The organism is Mesorhizobium opportunistum WSM2075 (assembly GCF_000176035.2).
In the GTDB taxonomy this organism is placed as follows: Bacteria; Pseudomonadota; Alphaproteobacteria; order Rhizobiales; family Rhizobiaceae; genus Mesorhizobium; species Mesorhizobium opportunistum.
In genome coordinates this window covers 6,159,948-6,176,307 of sequence record NC_015675.1, presented here as the reverse complement: position 1 = coordinate 6,176,307, position 16,360 = coordinate 6,159,948, and the positions used below count along the sequence as shown (strand labels likewise).

The window sequence follows — 16,360 nt, the reverse complement described above, 5'->3', positions numbered from 1 at the left end:
GCTGGTCGGCGCCATTGACCCATAATCTTCTCGGCAGCTACGCGACGAAACGGACCACGCCGCCATCCACCCGTAAAGCCGCGCCGGTTGTCGCCGAAGCCTGCTCCGAGCATGCATAGGTGATCATGTTGGCCACCTCATCGGTGGTCGCGAAGCGTTGGATGAGGGTGGTTGGGCGCATCGCCTTCAGGAAGCCCTGCTCGGCTTCCTGCTGCGTGATCCCGTTTGCGTCAGCCTGCTTCGCCATGAAGTCGCCCAGGATCTCGGAGCGGGTAGGACCCGGCAAGACGGCGTTGACGGTGACGCCCGTGCCCGCGACCGCCTCGGCAAGCCCGCGCGAGATCGCGAGTTGAGCTGTCTTGGTCATGCCGTAGTCAAGCATTTCCTTGGGGATGTTGACCGCGGACTCGCTACTTACAAACACGACACGGCCCCAGCCTTTCGCCACCATCCGCGGCAGGTAATGACGGGTCACGCGCACGCCACTCATCACGTTCAACTGGAAGAGGTCGAGCCAGTCCTCGTCGGGGATCTTCGCGATGTCCTCGACGCCATTGTAGCCCCGGATATGAGCCGTACCAACGTTGTTCACAAGGATATCGGCGTCCGGCGCCTGCGCGATCAAGGCCTCGGCACCCTCCGCTGTCGCAAGATCGGCGGCGATGCCCGAGATGTCGCTTCCGGGAAAGGCCTGCCGCATCTGCCGCACCGCCTCGTCGACCCGGCTATTCCCACGGCCGTTGACGACGACCGATGCGCCGGCACGGGCCAGCCCCTCCGCCGTCGCGCGGCCGATACCTGCGGTCGATCCGGTGACAATCGCCTTGCGGCCCTTGAGTTCAATATTCATATCATTCGTCTCCAATGGTAGGTGGTGATCATCCGCCGATCCAGGCTAGAACCGCCCGTCGCCAGTTGAATACCGACAATATTTGGACGAAGGCGGGCCCAGCATTGTTCGGTCGAAAGTATCGCGGCTCAGGCGACGCAGCGAGACCTCAGGACAGCACGTCAATCCGCCTTGTTCGCGACTTCCGCCTCCGCAGCGCGGGCGAGGCCTTCAACCCATTCCTGGTGATAACGGTAGAGTGCACCGGGATGCTTGCGCCCGAGTTCCTCAAGGAACCAGGGGCCCTGCTGCGTTTCTTCCGTCAGCACGTGGCAGCCATCGGCTGTAGGAGTGATGACCCAGCCGTGGTACGCGCTCGATCCGGTAACGTCGCCATCGACTGTTGTCGCCCATGCCAGCCTGCGGAAGGGTTCGCACTCCGTCACGACCAGACTCATCGGAAAGCCAACCGTCACCCGGACGTATCTGGTTTCAAGCGCCAGTTCCGGCTTGCCGCCCAGGATCTTGACCTGATCCTCGGCGGGAAAGTAGCTCGACCAATTCTCGGCATCGACCAGCAGCTTCCAGACCACTTCAGGCGGCGCCTTCACGTCAATGTCGTTGAGTGCGTAGATAGCCGACATTTTCGGATCATATCGCTCGGGCCAAATCACGTGGTCATACATCGGTCACTGTTCCTTCTTGAACAGGTCCTGGAAGATGAGCTGGCCCCAAGTGCGGCCGCGTGCGTGCACCAGCGCGCCACCCTCGTTGAGCTTTCCCAGCTTGACGGGTGCGAACCCGAGTTGTTTGGCCAAGGCCGCCACGGGAGCGATCGCGTCCTCATCGTCAGCAGACAGAAAGACGACACGGTGCCCGCCCTCGACGATCGGATCGGCAGCCAGGGTGGCCGCAATCAGGTGATTGAACCCTTTGACGAGCTTGGCGCCGGTGAACGCCTTCGCGACGAAGGCGGAGGACGGGAGACCGTCCAGCTCTTCAGGGACAGGAAACGCGTTCGTCGCGTCGATGACCGTCTTGCCTTCCCAGCTCGGCAGGGCCTTCGCGACCTCGCGATGCTCCCCGAACGGGACCGCCAGGATGATTGTGTCGGCCTCGAGTGCGTCCCGCAGCGACTTGGCGACGACCGTGGGTCCGATCGCCCGGGCCTGTGCCGCCAACGCCTCGGGCGGACGGCGGCTCGCGACGGCCACCTCGATGTTTTTACGGGCGAAGGCGTGGGCGAGGGCCTGGCCTATCTTACCGAATCCTACAATCGCATAGCTCATAATATTTCTCCGTTCCGTGTTGATGTCGATTCCCAGCCCTCAACGGCGCTGGTTAGTTGAATGGAGTGACGGGCCGGGCGTGGCGCGTCAGAGTTGCGCAAGGCCGCCGTCGACGGCGACCTCGCTGGCGGTCATGAAGCTGCTGTCCGACGACGCGAGAAAGGCGGCGACAGCCCCGATCTCCGCCGGATCGGCCATGCGCTGGAGCGGCGTCATCGCGGCGAAGACCTTCTGGCCCTCCTCGCCGAGCGCTTCCTTCGCGAGCTCGGTTGCTGTCGCGCCGGGCGACAGCACGTTGACCCGTATGCCGGTGCCCTTCAGATCCTCCGCCCAGGTCCGGGCGAGGTTGCGCACCGCCGCCTTGCTCGCGCTGTAGGCGCTCATTGCTGGGGCGCCCGTGGTGCCGGCGCTCGATCCGGTCAGGATTATCGAACCGCCCTGGCCCATCAGCGGCAGCGCCTTCTGGACAGTGAAGATCGTACCCTTCACATTGGTGTCGAAGGTTTCGTCGATGTGCTCGGCGGTGATCTTGCCGAGCGCAAGCTGGCTTCCCGCCCCGGCATTGGCGAAGACGATGTCGAGGGTTCCGCGCTCGGCCTTCACCGTCGCGTAGAGTCGGTCGAGGTCGGCCTCATCCGAGACCGAGCCCGTCACCGCGCGGGCATTGGGCCCGAGCTCGGCCAGAGCCGCGTCGAGCGTTTCCTGCCGGCGGCCGAAGATGAAGACGAAGGCGCCCTCTTCGATGAAGCGCTTTGCCGCGGCGCGGCCGATGCCGGTAGCGCCACCCGTGATGACTGCAACCTTACCGTTTAGCTTTCCCATGACTTTTCCTTCCAGGCTCTGCCTTTGATCGTTCGGGAAGAACCCCGAGAGCCTGGAAATAGGCCTGCAGGGGTCAGGCTTTGAGTGCGGAAGTGCGCACATCGGTGGTGCAAAATCGATCCGGTCGGACGACCGCCGCCAGTCGCGACGACCGGTGTCCGCCGTTCGGAATTGCGCCGCGCTCGTCGACACAAGCTATGATGAGCGCCCACACTGCTGTACGACTGCGTTGGATACGGGCTTTGGAAGGCGCACCGCGCGGTGCGGGATCGCACCATGATCGACTGGGATGACGTTCGCTATTTTCTGGCCGTGGCGCGCGGAGGCTCGGTGCGGGCTGCCGGCGAGCGCCTCGGTGTGAACCACTCGACCGTGCTGCGGCGCGTTGCACAGCTCGAGGAACGCCTCGGGGCGCGGATGTTCGAAAAGCTGCCTTCGGGCTACCGCCTGACGGCTGCGGGCGAGGAGGTGCTCGAGCTCGCGAACCAGATGGAAGCGTCGTCGCACCAGTTGGAGACACGCGTCTTCGGGCGCGATCAGAGCGTGCGCGGGCTGCTGCGGGTGACATTGGCTCCGACCCTCGCGACACACCTGCTCATGCCGGATTTCGCCGAGTTCGCGCGTCTGCATCCGGACATCGAGATGGACGTCTTGTCGTCCGGCGAGCTGGCAAATCTGACCAACCGAGAGGCCGACGTGGCGATCCGCGTCGTCTACGACCGAAAAACCCTGCCGCTCAACCTTCACGGCCTGAAGGGCCCGGAGCTGTTCGGGGCCGTCTACATGTCTCGCGATCGACTAGCCGCATGGCGTGCGGGCGCCTCTGATCCCATCCGGTGGATCGTCATAAGCATTCATGGAATTCCGGAATGGGCCAGCGAGGGTGAGCTTCGCACGACGGGGGTTCCATTCAGGACCACGGACGCCGCAGCGCAGATCGTTGCTGTACGGCAAGGGCTCGGGATCACGACACTGCCGTGCTTCGTCGGAGATGCCGACCTCCTCCTGGTGAGGGTGCCGGGCACCGAGCTGCATTTGTACGGAACGCTCTGGCTTCTCACCCAGGGTGAGACACGCAAGACGAAGCGCGTGCGGCTCTTCACGGAGTTCGTGTCCGGCAGGCTCGCCGCGTACGCTCCGCTTCTCGCGGGGCTGTCCATACCTGAAGCAGACTCTCGCAGGTGACGTTGAGCACCACCATTTAGTGGGCGCTCGATGGGGTTCAGGTCAGTCGGCAGCCGATTCAACCTGGAAAGCCAACCCAACCCTGGAAAGCCCATTCAGCTTGAAAGCCCATTCAACCTGGAAAGATAGTGAAACCGCCATCGACGCGGATGACCTGGCCGTTGATGAAGCGCGCGCGCGGACCGGCGAGAAAAGCCACCGCCTCAGCGATCTCTTCCGGCTCCGCATACCGGTTCAGCGATTTCCTGCTCGAATCCATGCGCTCCGGATCGACCACACGGGTCGCCTGGAACCGTGCCGTCTTGGTGGCGCCGGGGCTGACCGCATTGATGCGGACGCCATCGTCGATCAGTTCCTTGGCAAGGCAGCGCGTGTAATGCACGACCGCCGCCTTCAACGTCGAGTAGACGACCTCGGGCGAGCAGCCGAGATGTGCCGCCGCCGACGCGATGTTGATGACGGAGCCGCCGCCGCGCTGCTTCATGGGGGGCACGAAGGCCTGGCAGACCAGCATCGTGCCGATCAGATTGTTCTCGGTCAGCACGCGGATGTCGTCCAGTTCAATGTCGAGGGCGTTATTCGGGTTCGGCTTGCCGCCCTTGGCGCCGATGTCGCCGCCGGCGCAATTGACCAGCACATGGACGTCGCCGAGATCGGCCTCGATCTTGCGCTTCATCTCGGCCACCGCCTTCTGGTCGCCAATGTTGCCGGTCACCGACGTGACCTTCGTCCCATGCCGCTTCAGGCGCTCGACTACCTCGCCGAGATTGGCGAACTCGCCGTATTTGGCCGGTGCCGTTTCGTCCATGTCATGGATCGCGACATTGGCGCCCAATTCCGCCAGACGTTCGGCCATCACGCGACCGAGGCCACGGCCGGAGCCGGTTACGAAGGCGGTCAATCCATCGAGTTCGCGTGTCGTCATCAGATATTCTCCACTTTCGTCAAACCAGGTTGCGCATGTTGGCGGCGCTGCGCCGGATCATGTCGAGCTCATAGGAAACCAGGGAACCGTCGTCTTCGCGTTCCCAGGGGGTACGGTAGTCGGCATCATCGGGTAGCCGATTGCGCTGCGCTGCCCGCAGGCAGGCGGCAAATTCCCGTGCCGTCTTCGGCGGATAGCCGTGCCACCAGTCGTCGCGCAGAAAGCGGACATGCCGCGCCTCCAATGCCCCCGGTTCGAGAACGGCGGTCATGCGATCGTGGTGTTGGCCGAGAATTGCGAACATTTCGGCAAACGGCACCGCGCCATCGCCGATGGCGCAACGGATCAGCCGGTAGCCTTCGGTCGTGAACTGTACGCGGTAGTCCTTGAGGTGGACATGGCGGACATAAGGAGCGATCCGCCGCGCAAAATCGAGCGGCGCTTCGCCGACCGGGAATGTGTTGCCGGTGTCGAAGGTGACACCGACGCCTTCGCCGCCGAGCGCGCAGAAATCGACGATTTCCCCGCTGGTGAAGTCCTGGTGGTTTTCGATCGCAAGGACATGGCCTTCGGCGCTGGCGCGCGGACCCCATTCCGTCAATCTGTCTCGAATGATGCCAGCGAACTCGCTCCATTTCTCGCCAGCGGCGTTGCGGTCGCCGCAGAGAACCGGCGTCAGCGCCGTTCGGATGATCTTGGCCCTCAGCAGGCGTGCGGCCCGAAATGCCGCGTCGAGCGGTTCGCCCACCAGCAGGCCGCCGCTAACGATCGGTGTGATCCCAAGGCCGGCGAGCCTTTCGCGCAGCGCGATCACCGCGTCATCGGAAAGCTCCGCCAGCCATGGCACCCAGATCTCCAGCACCCGCGCGCCGAGTTCGGTCGCGAGCGCGATGAAACCTTCCAGCCCCGCCGGCTTGGGATTGGCGCGTGGCGTGCCGCGGGCCTGGAGCCCGAGATGATAGGTCAGGCCATAGGGGTTCAGGCCGACCTCGAGCATGGAGCGATCCTTTGATTCGGGTTTTGCGGTCATCGCAGGCCGGCATCCACGGTGATCGACTGCTTGGTGATCATGCGGCTGTCGTCGGCGGCAAGGAACAGCACCGCGCGCGCGACCTCTTCGCCGAGCAGAACGCGGCGGATCATCTGCCGCTGCACGACCTGGTCGACCGATGCCTGCGTCCTGAACCAAAGCTGCCGTTGCCGGTCGGTGATGACGGCACCCGGCTCGATGGCGTTGACGCGGATGTTGTCGGGGCCAAATGCCCGCGCCAGCGCGAACGTCAACCCGACCACCGCAGCCTTGGCCGTCGCATAGGGCGCCATCTCCGCCGCGCCGAAACGCCAGGCGATCGAGGAAAAATTGACGATCGAACCAAAGCCCAACTCCTTCATATGCGGATGCACGGCTTGGGCGGCAAAGAAGTGGTGCCTGAGGTTCACGTCCTGGGCGTGGTCCCAATACTCCTGCGTCACGTCGGCGACTGGGTGGCGATTGTCGTTGGCGGCGTTGTTGACCAGCACCGCGACAGATCCGAGGTGGTCGCGCACCGTGCCGATCGCAGCCTGGAGAGCGGGAATATCGGTCACGTCGCAGCGCAAGAATAGTGGTGCGTGCGGTGCCGTGGCGGCGAGTTCCCGCGCGAGGTCCTCGCCGGCCTCCTGCTGCAGATCGAGAAACGCGACGCGCGCACCATTGGCGGCGAAGGCGCGGACCGTGTCGGCGCCGATGCCTGACGCGCCGCCGGTGATCAGCACGACGCGGTCGGCCAGGCTCGGATAGATGGCAAAGGACAATGCGGAGCTCATTTCAGATCAGGCGTTGGTCAGATCAGGCGTTGGGGTCAGATCAGGCGTTGGGTCGTCGGGTCGAACAAGCAGGCCCGCGCCATGTCGATACCGAGCGTCACCGTCTCACCCATCCGTGGCGTGCTGTCGGGGTCGAAACGACCGGTGATCTCCTTGCCGCCCAGGCGCAGAACGGCCATGGTCTCCGCACCTGTCGGCTCGACCAGTTCGACCACGGCATCGATTTGCGCGATGCCTGGCTTGCGACGCTGAAGATCGGGATCGAACCGGTAGATGTGCTCCGGCCGGATGCCGAGCACGACCTGTCGCGGCGTATCGGCGGCAAGTGTCTGGACGATCGACAGGCTGGCCGTCTTGCCGTCGGCGGTCTGCAAGGCAACGGTGGGGCGACCGCCTTCCTGGCTCAGTTCGGCCGGCAGGAAGTTCATCGCCGGCGATCCCATGAAGCCCGCGACGAACATGTTCGCCGGACGGTTGTAGATCGTGGCCGGCTCATCGAATTGCTGGACCTCGCCCTGATGCATCACGGCGATGCGCGAGGCGAGTGTCATCGCCTCGACCTGATCGTGGGTGACATAGACCGTCGTCTTACCGACGCGGTGATGCAGTTTCTTGATTTCGGTACGCATGTCGACGCGCAGCTTGGCGTCGAGATTGGAGAGCGGCTCGTCGAACAGGAACAGTTTCGGATCACGCACCAGCGCCCGGCCCATCGCGACGCGCTGGCGCTGGCCGCCCGAAAGCTGTCCGGGCTTGCGCCCAAGCAGCGGTTCGATCTGCAGGAAAGCGGCAACCCGCTTGACGGCCTCGTCCTGCTGCGGCTTCGGCACGCGGCGGCTTTCCATGCCGAACGTGATGTTCTCGCGCACCGTCATCGTCGGGTAAAGCGCGTAGGACTGGAACACCATGGCGATGTCGCGGTCCTTCGGCGCAACCGAATTGACCAGCCGGCCGTCGATGCGGATCTCGCCGGAGGTTACGGTTTCCAGCCCGGCGATCATCGCGAGCAGGGTGGACTTGCCGCATCCGGATGGTCCGACCAGCGCGATGAACTCGCCGTTCTGCGCCTCGAGATCGATGCCCTTCAGCACCTCGACCGCGCCGAAGTTCTTGCGCAGGGATCGGATGGTCAATGTCGACATGCGATGCCCTTCTTGCCGGTCCGCGCGATCGGCGACATGAGACAGGCTCCGCTCATTTGATCGCGCCTCATTTGATCGCACCCTGGGTCAGGCCGCGGACGAAATACTTGCCGCCGAAGAGATAGATCAGCAGCGGCGGCAGCGCGCCGATCAGTACGGCGGCGCTCATGACATCGTAGGCGCGTACATTCGTGCCGCTTGCCGTCAGCGCGACGAGCGCGGCCGTGATCGGCTGTTGCTGCCCGGAGGTGAAGACGACACCGAACAGATATTCGTTCCAGATGCCGGTGAACTGCCAGATCACCGTGACGATCAGGATCGGTGAGGAGAGCGGGAGAATGATCTTGCGGAAGATGCGCCAGAAGCCTGCGCCATCGATGCGCGCCGCCTTGATGAGATCGTCGGGGATGCTGACGTAGTAGTTGCGGCAGAACAGGGTGGTGAACGAAATGCCCTGGATGACGTGGATGACGATGAGCCCGTAGGTCGAATTGCTGAGGCCCAGATTGCCGAGGATGAACGCCCAGGGCATCAACGAAATCTGGCCTGGTATGAAGACGCCGAGCAACATGCAGGTGAACAGTGCTTCCGAACCCTTGAAGCGCCATTTCGACAAGATGTAACCGTTCATCGCGCCGACCGCCGTCGAGATGATCGTCGCCGGGATCGTCATTTTCAGGGAGTTGTAGAAGTTGCGCTGCATGCCTTCGCAGGTGCCGCCGATGCAATAGGTGCTCCAGGCCTCGCCCCAGGCTTCGAGGCGGAAGCTGCGTGGCAGCGAGATCAGCCCGTTGCGCGCGATCTCTTGCTGATCGCGGAATGAATTCAGCACCACGACCAGCAACGGGACCAGGTAGATCGCCGCGAAGACAACCAGCAGCCCATAGATGACGAAGCGGGTGAGGAAATGCCTGCGCGTCGCGACTGCGGCAGCGCGATGATCGTGCGACTGGTCCAGCGCTGCGTCAGCCATGGCCGGCTTCCTTGCGCCGGCGCCAAACCACCCAGAACGAATAGGGCACCAGCACGACGGCAAGAGCGGCAAGCATCATGATGGCCGCCGCCGCACCTTCGCCGATCTGGCCGCGTTGGAACATCAGGTCATAGACGTAGATGGCGGGGAAGGTGGTCGATATTCCCGGACCGCCTTTCGTCAGCGCAGCCACGAGGTCGAAGGTCTTGATGGCGAACTGGATCTGGATGACGGCGACCGCCAGGAAGATCGGCGCAATCGTCGGCAGAAGCACTTTGCGATAGATGCGGAAGGTCGATGCGCCGTCGATCTGCGCGGCCTTGACGAGGTCCGAATCCACCGAGCGCAGACCAGCCAGGAACAGCGCCATGGCAAAGCCCGAGGATTGCCAGACACCGGTGATGATCACCGCGTAGATCGCGTAGTGCCGATCGCTGGCGAGTGCGAAACTGAAATTCGTCCAGCCCAATCCGCGCACCATCGCCTGGATACCGTCGGTGGGGTTGTAGAGCCAACTCCAGACCGTGCCGGTGACGATGAAGGAGACGGCCAGCGGATAGAGGAAGATCGTCCGCCAGACCGCTTCGCCTCGCACCCGCTGGTCGATCAGGATCGCCAGCAGCAGTCCCACGGCCATCGAGCCGACGATGTAGAAACCGCTGAAGAAAAAGAGGTTGTTGTAGGCGATGTTCCAGCGCCGGTTCGCCCAGAGTGACGCGTAGTTGTCCAGGCCGACGAAGCCGTAGGTCGGAAGCAGCGAGGAGTTCGAGAGCGAGATGTAGAGCGTCCAGCCGGTGAACACGAAGACGTAGACGAAGCTCGCCACGAGGGAGGGGCCGAGCACCAGCAAGGGCATCGCCGAGCCCAGCCGCTGCCGCCAGGGGCGGGCGGGCGCCGGGACCGATAGGATCAGGTCGTGATTTGACATCTGGAGCGCGGGACTAGGATGGCCGGGTGCTGATAGAAATTGCGCCCGGCCGTTCCCGTCTACTTTTGTGCTTCTGCCGCGTCGGCCATCGCATTGGCGCCGTCCTCGGCTGACATGTCGGGCGTAGCCACGAACTCGGTAATGGAGTCCATGATCGCGCCGCGCATCTTCTGCGGGATGGTCATGTTGTGCGCCATCGAACGGACCAGCGTGCCGTCCTTGATCGAAGCCTGCAGATCCTTCTGCGAGAGCTGCTGGCACGGATTGAAGCCCTTCGACAGATCGATATCCAGGCGTGCGGGGATCGAGCCTTTTGCCTGGTTGAAAACCGTCTGGAAGTCGGGCGACAGGATCAGGCTGGCAAGCAGCTTCTGGCCGTCGATGTAGTCCTGGTCCTTCTGCTTGAAGAACACGACCGAGTCGGAGTTGAGGATGAAGCCGGGTTTGCCCCAATCGGTCGGCGCCTGGGCGCAGACATAGTCGGTGCCTTCCTTGAAGCCGGCGGCGGTCAGCAGGCCGATCGTCCAGTCGCCCATGATGTGGAACGCCGCGTCGCCCTTGCCGACGAGCGCCGACATCGAATCCCAGTCGCGGCCAACCATGCCTGGATCCATGTACTTGGTCGTCATCAGGCGCATCTGCTCGAAGGCCTTGACCATCCCCGGGCTGCGCATGGATTCGACATCGCCTTCGACGAAGGCCTTGCGATAGAGGTCGATGTCCTGGCCATAGAGCACGACCTCGAACACGGTCGAATCCGTCCAGTCGGCGGTCGAATGCGAGATGCAGATCTTACCTGAGGCGACGATCTTGTCGCAGGCTGCGTTGAACTCGGCCCAGGTCTTGGGCATTTCCGCCACGCCCGCCGCCTGCATGACCTTCGGCGAGGCCCAGAGCCAGTTGATGCGGTGGATGTTCATGGGAGCCGCGACCCATTTGCCGGTCGGCTTCATCACCGGAAGCAATTCCGGCGCCACCACTTTCTCCCATCCTTCCGAGGCCGCCAGTTCGTCGAGATCGGCGGTCATGCCGGTCTTGTTCCACTCGGCGATTTCCGGGCCTTTGAGCTGCACGGCAGGCGGCGCATTGCCTGCGATCACGTCGGCACGCAGCTTGGCCAGCGTATTGGCCGTGTGACCGGCGATCGACGTCTGTTCCCATTTGCCGCCCTTGGCAGTGAACATCTCGCCGAGCTTGGCGATCGCCTGGGCGTCCGATCCGGTCGCCCATTGGTGTAGCAGGTTCGTCTTGGGCTCGGCTAAGGCTGCCCCCGCGAAAAAGGTGCACACAGTAGCGGCCGCGAGGGCGGTCATGACGGATTTCATCGTTTCACTCCCATATGGTGTTGCACGGTTCGTATCGACCGCTTATGGCCGCGGTTTGAAGCCGCAGTCGGCGAGATGTGTTAATCTCGAGTTCTTTCCAAGATGACATATTGGCGCTATCAGTCAACGATGTTTATGTTGATCCATGACAAAACCTTCGCTTAGGACCTGGCTGATCGGCAGGCCGTCCGCGTCGCCGGAGAGCATGATCGTGCGGTGCTTGAGTGAGCGCGGCGTACTCTCCGCCTCGCAGATCACACACGTCACCGGTCTGGCGCGCTCTACTGTCTCAACCGCGCTCAATGGCTTGAGAAAGTCGGGAATGGTGATCGAGGCTCCGACCAGCCGCGATGGGATCAGAAGTATCGGCAGGCCAGCTGCGGCCCTGACGCTCAATCCGACAGCGGGCACCTGCGTCGGAATTCACTTGGGTCTTCAAGAGATGCGGCTCATCGTTGCCGATGTCTCGCATTCCGTCATTGCCGAACAAACTATCCCCATGGCTCTGGACTACCAGCCGCAACAGGCGGCCCAGATGGCCAAATCGGCAATTGCCCAATCTTACGAGGAAAACGGTCTGCCGGCGGCGGGGCTCCTGGGAGTTGGGGTTTCCGTGTCCGGCCCTGTCAGCCGCGATGGAGTGGTGCTGCGCGCGAGCATCGTTCCAACATGGGCCGGCGTCAACATACGAGATGTGTTCGGGCCGGTCCTGGAGCGGCCGATCTTCGCCGACAATGAAAGCAACTGCTCGGCCATTGCGGAGCTGATGTGGGGTGCGGCCATCGGCCAAGATGATTTCGTGCTGTTCAAGATCGACCTGGGCGTCGGCGGGGCCATTGTCCAGCATGGCCGGCTGGTGACGGGCATCGCCGGTGGCGCCGGCGAATTCGGGCACATCAGCATCGATCCCGGCGGCGATCTTTGCCGATGCGGCAATCGCGGATGCCTGGAACTCTATGCGAGTTTTGCCCGGCCACTCGAACAGATTTCGCGTATCGTGCGGCGGCAAGTCACGATGGACGATGTCATCACGATGGCCGAGCAGGGCGACATCAGGGCCTTGCGGATGATCGAGGATACCGCCGAGATCGCCGGCCGGGGGCTCGGCTTGATCGGATCGGTGCTCAATCCGCCGCTCATAATCATCGGCGGCCACATGGCTTTGGCGGGTGACATTCTGCTGACGCCGCTGATCGCGTCCTATGAACGCCACACGCTCATCAAGTCCCGCGATATCGCTCCGGCCCTGCGCACGCGGATCACTGTTGGCAAGCACACCCAGAACGATGCATTGCTGGGCGCGGTTGGCCTTGTGCTGAGACATCAGACGAAGGAGCTGTCGCTCGGCTGATCGTCGGGATCAGTCATCGGCGGGGGACAATCCGCTGGCTGTCGGCATCGGAATTGTTCCGGCTCCGATCAATGCGTTGGCAGCTTGAGTGGCGAGCAGCTTTCTCCAACCACCAGCGCTGGCTGGAAAACCACGTTGCGGGCAGGTTGGGCTCCCTTGCCTTCGATGCGGTCGACCAGCATGCGCAGTGCCTCATTGGTCATGTCGGTAACCGGATGCTCGGTACGGGTAAGGCGCGGCTTCAGCCCGCCTGCTCCTGCCACCGTGTCGGTCGAGGCGATCGAAACGTCCTCGGGGCAGCGCAGCCCGAGATCGGCAACGGCCCGCATGACGCCGATGGCCATGACGCCATTGGCGACGTAGAGGGCGGTTGGCCGGTCCGGCTGTCCGAGCAGATCGCGCGCGACCGAATAGGCGGTGTCTTCACGGAACTCGCCGGAACGGACATGCCCGGTTTTCGGGGCAAGCCCGCGCGCCGCCATCGCTTCGAGCATGCCTTGCAGCCGGCCGCTGCCCGTCGTCAATTGCATGGGCCCGGTGATCGAACCGATATGGCGGTGGCCAAGGTCCAGCAGGTAGTTGGTCGCCTGCTTGCCGGCCGACAGATTGTCGATGGTGACGGTGTCGACGCCGGCGTCGCCGATCGAACGGCCGAGCAGGACCACCGGCATGCCCTCGAAATCCCGCCGCTGGTAATGGCTTTCGGGTCCCACCGGAACGACCACCGATCCATCGCACCCCAGTGTTCGAATGCGCGAAAGAATGCGTCTTTCGATGTCGGGCTTTTCATCGCTGTTGAACAACACAAGCGAGTAGCCCCAGGCGGCGACCGCCGCCTCGGCCGCGGTGACGATGCGGGCATAGAACGGGTTTGCCAGATCCGCCACGGCAAGCGCGATCAGTTGGCTGCGGCCGCTGCGCAAATTCCGCGCCACCAAGGAAGGCGCATAGCGAAGATCGCGCACAGCGGCGAGCACGCGACCACGCAATTCCGGACTCACGTAGGCGGTGTCGTTGACGACCGCGGATACCGTCGCCGTCGACACACCGGCAGCCCTTGCGACGTCTTTTATAGTGGCCATTTGCCCTCTTAGCTAATCGTTTAGCTGAACCTAAACGCGAATCCTTCGCCCATTTTGTGCTTCTTTGCACGAATTTTCTTGCGAAGCTGCCTAAGATGGGAAAATCTGCCGAAACGGTTAGGCGATCATCAGCTTTGAATCTGAAGGTGCACGTCCAACCTCACAAGGGAGAGAGAACCATGCAAAACCTGACGTTCGGCATTTGCGCCGTGGCCCTGGCATTGTCCGGCGCGCAGGCCAGCGCGGCCGACAAGCCGCTGCTCGGTATCGTGTCGATCAGCGCCACGGAAGCGAACAATGTCCGCTATATCCAGGGCGCAACCAAAGCGGCCGACGAACTCGGCTGGAAAGTCACTGTCGTCGACGCGGCGGGCAATGCAGACCAGGCCAACGCAGCCATCCAGAACTTCGCCCAGCTGGGCGCGCATACCATTGTCGACATGGTGTTCCCGTTCTCATCGATCGGCGCCGGGCTTGCCGCGGCCGGTTCCGCGAGCATTCCTGTCGTCACCTGGGGCGGCGGGCTGGGCGGCACCGTTGCCGCCACCAACGGCTCGGGCGGTCCGATGGCCATCCCGGTCGTGGACCTGATGCTCAAGAACATGAACGGCAAGGGTTCCATCCTTGCCCTCACCTATCACACGGGTGAGGTTTGCCGGAACCGCGAGCAGGTCATGGATGAAATGGTCGCCAAATACCCCGACATCAAGGTGACCAAAAACGAAGTGCGCATTCCCGGCTACTTTGAAGACGGCGCGCAGTACGCCAACGCATGGCTCGCCTCGCATCCTGCGGGCGCCGAGAACCTGGCGATCTGGGGCTGCTGGGATGATCCGGCGATCGGCGCGATCGGCTCGCTGCGTGCCCAGAACCGCACCGATGTGATGGTGTACGGCATCAACGGAAATGCCCAGGCGCTTGAAAATATCAAGAACGGCTTCATGACCGCAACGGCATGGCAAGACAGCTACACCGAAGGCTATAGCATGGCGAAGATGATTGAGGAGATCACCGCCGCCGGAAAGAACTGGGCTCCCAAGGCCGCCGAAGTGCCGGCGGTGCTGGTGACCAAGGATACGGTGGCGGATTTTCTGACCAAGCATCCCGACGCGATCCAGTAGGCGCAGCCAGCTTTTGACCGATAGGGTACCAGGAGATGCGGCAATGGAGATGGCGGTGCCCATGGCGCCTCCATTTCTTGTCGTGCGCAACATTAGCAAAGCCTTCGGCGGCGCCCAAGCGTTGCGAAACGCCTCCCTCGACATTGTCGCGGGGGAGGTTCACGGGCTGGTCGGCGCCAATGGCGCGGGCAAGTCGACGATGATCAGGATTCTTGCCGGCCTCAACCACCCGGATCGGGGCTCGATCGAGGTCGACGGGCAAATCGTCGGCATCGAGACCGCGCACCGCGCCACGGAATTCGGCATGAGCTTCATTCACCAGGAACTGGCTTTCGTTCCGGGCATGACTGTTCTCCAAAACATCATGCTCGGCGTGCCAAAACGATCGCGCTTCGGCTTGACCGATTGGGCGGCCATCGCCCGCGACGTCGAGCCCATCGCGAGGCGCGTCGGCATCACCGCCTCGCTCAACGCAAATGTAAAAGGGCTGTCGACAGCCGAGAACTGGTTGATCAATATCTGCCGCGCGCTGGTCCGCAAGTCGCGGCTCATCGTCATGGACGAGCCGACAGCCTCGCTCTCCGCCGCCGAGAGCGAGAAGCTCTTCGTGATCATCAAGGATCTCGCCGCCTCCGGCGTCGCCGTGCTTTACGTCTCGCACCGCCTGGATGAGATCCTGAAACTCTGCGATCGGGTGTCGGTGCTGCGCGACGGCAATTCCGTCGCCGAATTCGCCCGTGCCGGATTGACCAGGAAGGCGCTGGTCGAGGCGATCGTGGGCTCCGCCCATGTCGGCAACGATAGCAGGCCTGAATATGCGCCGCAGAACCATGAGGTTGTTCTGCGCGTCCAGAACCTGACACGCTTGCCCAAGGTGCGTGGCGTAAGTTTCGAACTTCGCCAGGGCGAAGTTCTGGGCATAGGCGGCCTGGTCGGTGCCGGACGCAGCGAATTGGTGCGGCTGATCTATGGTGCCGATCGCGCCGACGCGGGCAGCATGACGCTCAAAGGCAAACCTTTCGCGCCGAAAACGCCACGAGCGGCGGTTGCCGCCGGGCTCGGCCTGGTGCCGGAAGAGCGACGTACGGAAGGGCTTTTCCTGTCGAAGAGCGTCGCCTTCAATCTTGGTCTGGTCAATTTGGACAAGCTTGTGCTCGGTCGCAGGATGCCGCTTCTCAGCCGAAAATCGCAGTCCTCGCTCGCCCGCGAGACGATGAAGCTGCTGGCGATCAAGACGGCAGGCATGGACACCCCTGTTGGCCGGCTAAGCGGCGGCAACCAGCAGAAAGTGGTTATCGGCCGCTGGCTGCAGCGCGCGCCGCACATCCTCATTCTCGATGAACCGACCCGCGGGGTCGATATCGGCGCACGCGCGGAGATCCACCGTCAAATCCGCGACCTGGCCGCGGCCGGCATGGCGGTTCTCGTCATCTCGTCCGAACCCGATGAACTGCCGGACCTTTGCGATCGCGTGCTGGTGATGGCGGAAGGCCTTGTCGTTCGCGAACTGAGCGGCACGTCGATGTCGCGCTCCGCTATTGTCGAGGCAAGCTATGGTGAGCGGAGCCATTGACCGAGGAGA

General features: G+C 63.1%; 16 protein-coding genes. 4 read left to right on the top strand and 12 right to left on the bottom strand.

Going from position 1 to position 16,360, the window contains the following annotated elements; genetic code table 11:
- Positions 1–37: 37 nt before the first annotated feature.
- From MESOP_RS29730 to MESOP_RS29715, 4 genes are all read right to left on the bottom strand, one after another.
- Positions 38–850, bottom strand: a complete 813-nt coding sequence (locus MESOP_RS29730; RefSeq protein WP_013897054.1) for an SDR family NAD(P)-dependent oxidoreductase — start codon at positions 848–850, stop codon at positions 38–40.
- Positions 851–1,011: 161 nt separating this feature from the next.
- Positions 1,012–1,515 carry an SRPBCC domain-containing protein gene (locus MESOP_RS29725; protein ID WP_013897053.1) on the bottom strand — a complete coding sequence of 168 codons (504 nt, stop codon included), beginning with the start codon at positions 1,513–1,515 and terminating at the stop codon, positions 1,012–1,014.
- Between the two features lie 3 nt (positions 1,516–1,518).
- The gene (locus MESOP_RS29720) at positions 1,519–2,118 is read right to left on the bottom strand and encodes an NADPH-dependent F420 reductase (protein WP_013897052.1); all 600 of its coding nucleotides are present in this window, start codon (positions 2,116–2,118) and stop codon (positions 1,519–1,521) included.
- 87 nt (positions 2,119–2,205) lie between these two features.
- A complete protein-coding gene (locus MESOP_RS29715; protein WP_013897051.1) occupies positions 2,206–2,940 on the bottom strand; it encodes an SDR family NAD(P)-dependent oxidoreductase in 735 nt (244 codons plus the stop codon).
- Positions 2,941–3,216: 276 nt separating this feature from the next.
- On the opposite strand from MESOP_RS29715, the gene MESOP_RS29710 reads away from it, so the two are divergent.
- Positions 3,217–4,125, top strand: coding sequence for a LysR family transcriptional regulator (locus MESOP_RS29710; protein WP_013897050.1), 909 nt, complete (start codon positions 3,217–3,219; stop codon positions 4,123–4,125).
- Positions 4,126–4,237: 112 nt separating this feature from the next.
- Here the strand turns inward: MESOP_RS29710 and MESOP_RS29705 are convergent, their stop codons facing one another.
- The 7 genes from MESOP_RS29705 to MESOP_RS29675 form a co-directional block, all read right to left on the bottom strand.
- Positions 4,238–5,050 carry an SDR family NAD(P)-dependent oxidoreductase gene (locus MESOP_RS29705; protein ID WP_013897049.1) on the bottom strand — a complete coding sequence of 271 codons (813 nt, stop codon included), beginning with the start codon at positions 5,048–5,050 and terminating at the stop codon, positions 4,238–4,240.
- A 19-nt stretch (positions 5,051–5,069) separates the two neighbouring features.
- Positions 5,070–6,047, bottom strand: a complete 978-nt coding sequence (locus MESOP_RS29700) for a sugar phosphate isomerase/epimerase family protein (RefSeq protein ID WP_013897048.1) — start codon at positions 6,045–6,047, stop codon at positions 5,070–5,072.
- A 29-nt stretch (positions 6,048–6,076) separates the two neighbouring features.
- A complete protein-coding gene (locus MESOP_RS29695; protein WP_013897047.1) occupies positions 6,077–6,856 on the bottom strand; it encodes an SDR family NAD(P)-dependent oxidoreductase in 780 nt (259 codons plus the stop codon).
- Positions 6,857–6,891: 35 nt separating this feature from the next.
- Positions 6,892–7,998 carry an ABC transporter ATP-binding protein gene (locus tag MESOP_RS29690; protein ID WP_013897046.1) on the bottom strand — a complete coding sequence of 369 codons (1,107 nt, stop codon included), beginning with the start codon at positions 7,996–7,998 and terminating at the stop codon, positions 6,892–6,894.
- Positions 7,999–8,065: 67 nt separating this feature from the next.
- Positions 8,066–8,971: a carbohydrate ABC transporter permease gene (locus MESOP_RS29685; protein WP_013897045.1), complete on the bottom strand. Its 906-nt coding sequence runs from the start codon at positions 8,969–8,971 to the stop codon at positions 8,066–8,068.
- Positions 8,964–9,899 carry a carbohydrate ABC transporter permease gene (locus tag MESOP_RS29680; protein ID WP_013897044.1) on the bottom strand — a complete coding sequence of 312 codons (936 nt, stop codon included), beginning with the start codon at positions 9,897–9,899 and terminating at the stop codon, positions 8,964–8,966. Before MESOP_RS29680 ends, MESOP_RS29685 begins: the two co-directional genes overlap by 8 nt.
- Before the next feature lie 59 nt (positions 9,900–9,958).
- Complete coding sequence (locus MESOP_RS29675; protein ID WP_032922915.1) at positions 9,959–11,212, bottom strand: ABC transporter substrate-binding protein; 1,254 nt, start codon at positions 11,210–11,212, stop codon at positions 9,959–9,961.
- Between the two features lie 157 nt (positions 11,213–11,369).
- On the opposite strand from MESOP_RS29675, the gene MESOP_RS29665 reads away from it, so the two are divergent.
- Positions 11,370–12,575: an ROK family transcriptional regulator gene (locus tag MESOP_RS29665; protein WP_013897042.1), complete on the top strand. Its 1,206-nt coding sequence runs from the start codon at positions 11,370–11,372 to the stop codon at positions 12,573–12,575.
- A 68-nt stretch (positions 12,576–12,643) separates the two neighbouring features.
- Here MESOP_RS29665 and MESOP_RS29660 read toward each other — a convergent pair whose 3' ends face one another.
- Entirely contained in the window at positions 12,644–13,657 is a 1,014-nt protein-coding gene (locus MESOP_RS29660) for a LacI family DNA-binding transcriptional regulator (protein ID WP_013897041.1), read from the bottom strand.
- A gap of 134 nt (positions 13,658–13,791) precedes the next feature.
- Between MESOP_RS29660 and MESOP_RS29655 the strand changes: the two genes are divergently transcribed.
- Both MESOP_RS29655 and MESOP_RS29650 read left to right on the top strand, forming a co-directional pair.
- Positions 13,792–14,778: a sugar ABC transporter substrate-binding protein gene (locus MESOP_RS29655; protein ID WP_245265004.1), complete on the top strand. Its 987-nt coding sequence runs from the start codon at positions 13,792–13,794 to the stop codon at positions 14,776–14,778.
- Positions 14,779–14,839: 61 nt separating this feature from the next.
- Positions 14,840–16,351 (top strand): sugar ABC transporter ATP-binding protein, encoded by a 1,512-nt coding sequence (locus MESOP_RS29650; RefSeq protein WP_245265003.1) that lies wholly within the window; start codon positions 14,840–14,842, stop codon positions 16,349–16,351.
- The last annotated feature ends 9 nt before the right edge of the window (positions 16,352–16,360 follow it).

Excerpts from the sequence above, each read along its gene's own strand:
- MESOP_RS29730 (WP_013897054.1), bottom strand. The coding sequence starts at position 850 with ATGAATATTGAACTCAAGGGCCGCAAGGCGATTGTCACCGGATCGACC.
- MESOP_RS29725 (WP_013897053.1), bottom strand. The coding sequence starts at position 1,515 with ATGTATGACCACGTGATTTGGCCCGAGCGATATGATCCGAAAATGTCG.
- MESOP_RS29720 (WP_013897052.1), bottom strand. The coding sequence starts at position 2,118 with ATGAGCTATGCGATTGTAGGATTCGGTAAGATAGGCCAGGCCCTCGCC.
- MESOP_RS29715 (WP_013897051.1), bottom strand. The coding sequence starts at position 2,940 with ATGGGAAAGCTAAACGGTAAGGTTGCAGTCATCACGGGTGGCGCTACC.
- MESOP_RS29710 (WP_013897050.1), top strand. The coding sequence starts at position 3,217 with ATGATCGACTGGGATGACGTTCGCTATTTTCTGGCCGTGGCGCGCGGA.
- MESOP_RS29705 (WP_013897049.1), bottom strand. The coding sequence starts at position 5,050 with ATGACGACACGCGAACTCGATGGATTGACCGCCTTCGTAACCGGCTCC.
- MESOP_RS29700 (WP_013897048.1), bottom strand. The coding sequence starts at position 6,047 with ATGCTCGAGGTCGGCCTGAACCCCTATGGCCTGACCTATCATCTCGGG.
- MESOP_RS29695 (WP_013897047.1), bottom strand. The coding sequence starts at position 6,856 with ATGAGCTCCGCATTGTCCTTTGCCATCTATCCGAGCCTGGCCGACCGC.
- MESOP_RS29690 (WP_013897046.1), bottom strand. The coding sequence starts at position 7,998 with ATGTCGACATTGACCATCCGATCCCTGCGCAAGAACTTCGGCGCGGTC.
- MESOP_RS29685 (WP_013897045.1), bottom strand. The coding sequence starts at position 8,971 with ATGGCTGACGCAGCGCTGGACCAGTCGCACGATCATCGCGCTGCCGCA.
- MESOP_RS29680 (WP_013897044.1), bottom strand. The coding sequence starts at position 9,899 with ATGTCAAATCACGACCTGATCCTATCGGTCCCGGCGCCCGCCCGCCCC.
- MESOP_RS29675 (WP_032922915.1), bottom strand. The coding sequence starts at position 11,212 with ATGACCGCCCTCGCGGCCGCTACTGTGTGCACCTTTTTCGCGGGGGCA.
- MESOP_RS29665 (WP_013897042.1), top strand. The coding sequence starts at position 11,370 with ATGACAAAACCTTCGCTTAGGACCTGGCTGATCGGCAGGCCGTCCGCG.
- MESOP_RS29660 (WP_013897041.1), bottom strand. The coding sequence starts at position 13,657 with ATGGCCACTATAAAAGACGTCGCAAGGGCTGCCGGTGTGTCGACGGCG.
- MESOP_RS29650 (WP_245265003.1), top strand. The coding sequence starts at position 14,840 with ATGGCGCCTCCATTTCTTGTCGTGCGCAACATTAGCAAAGCCTTCGGC.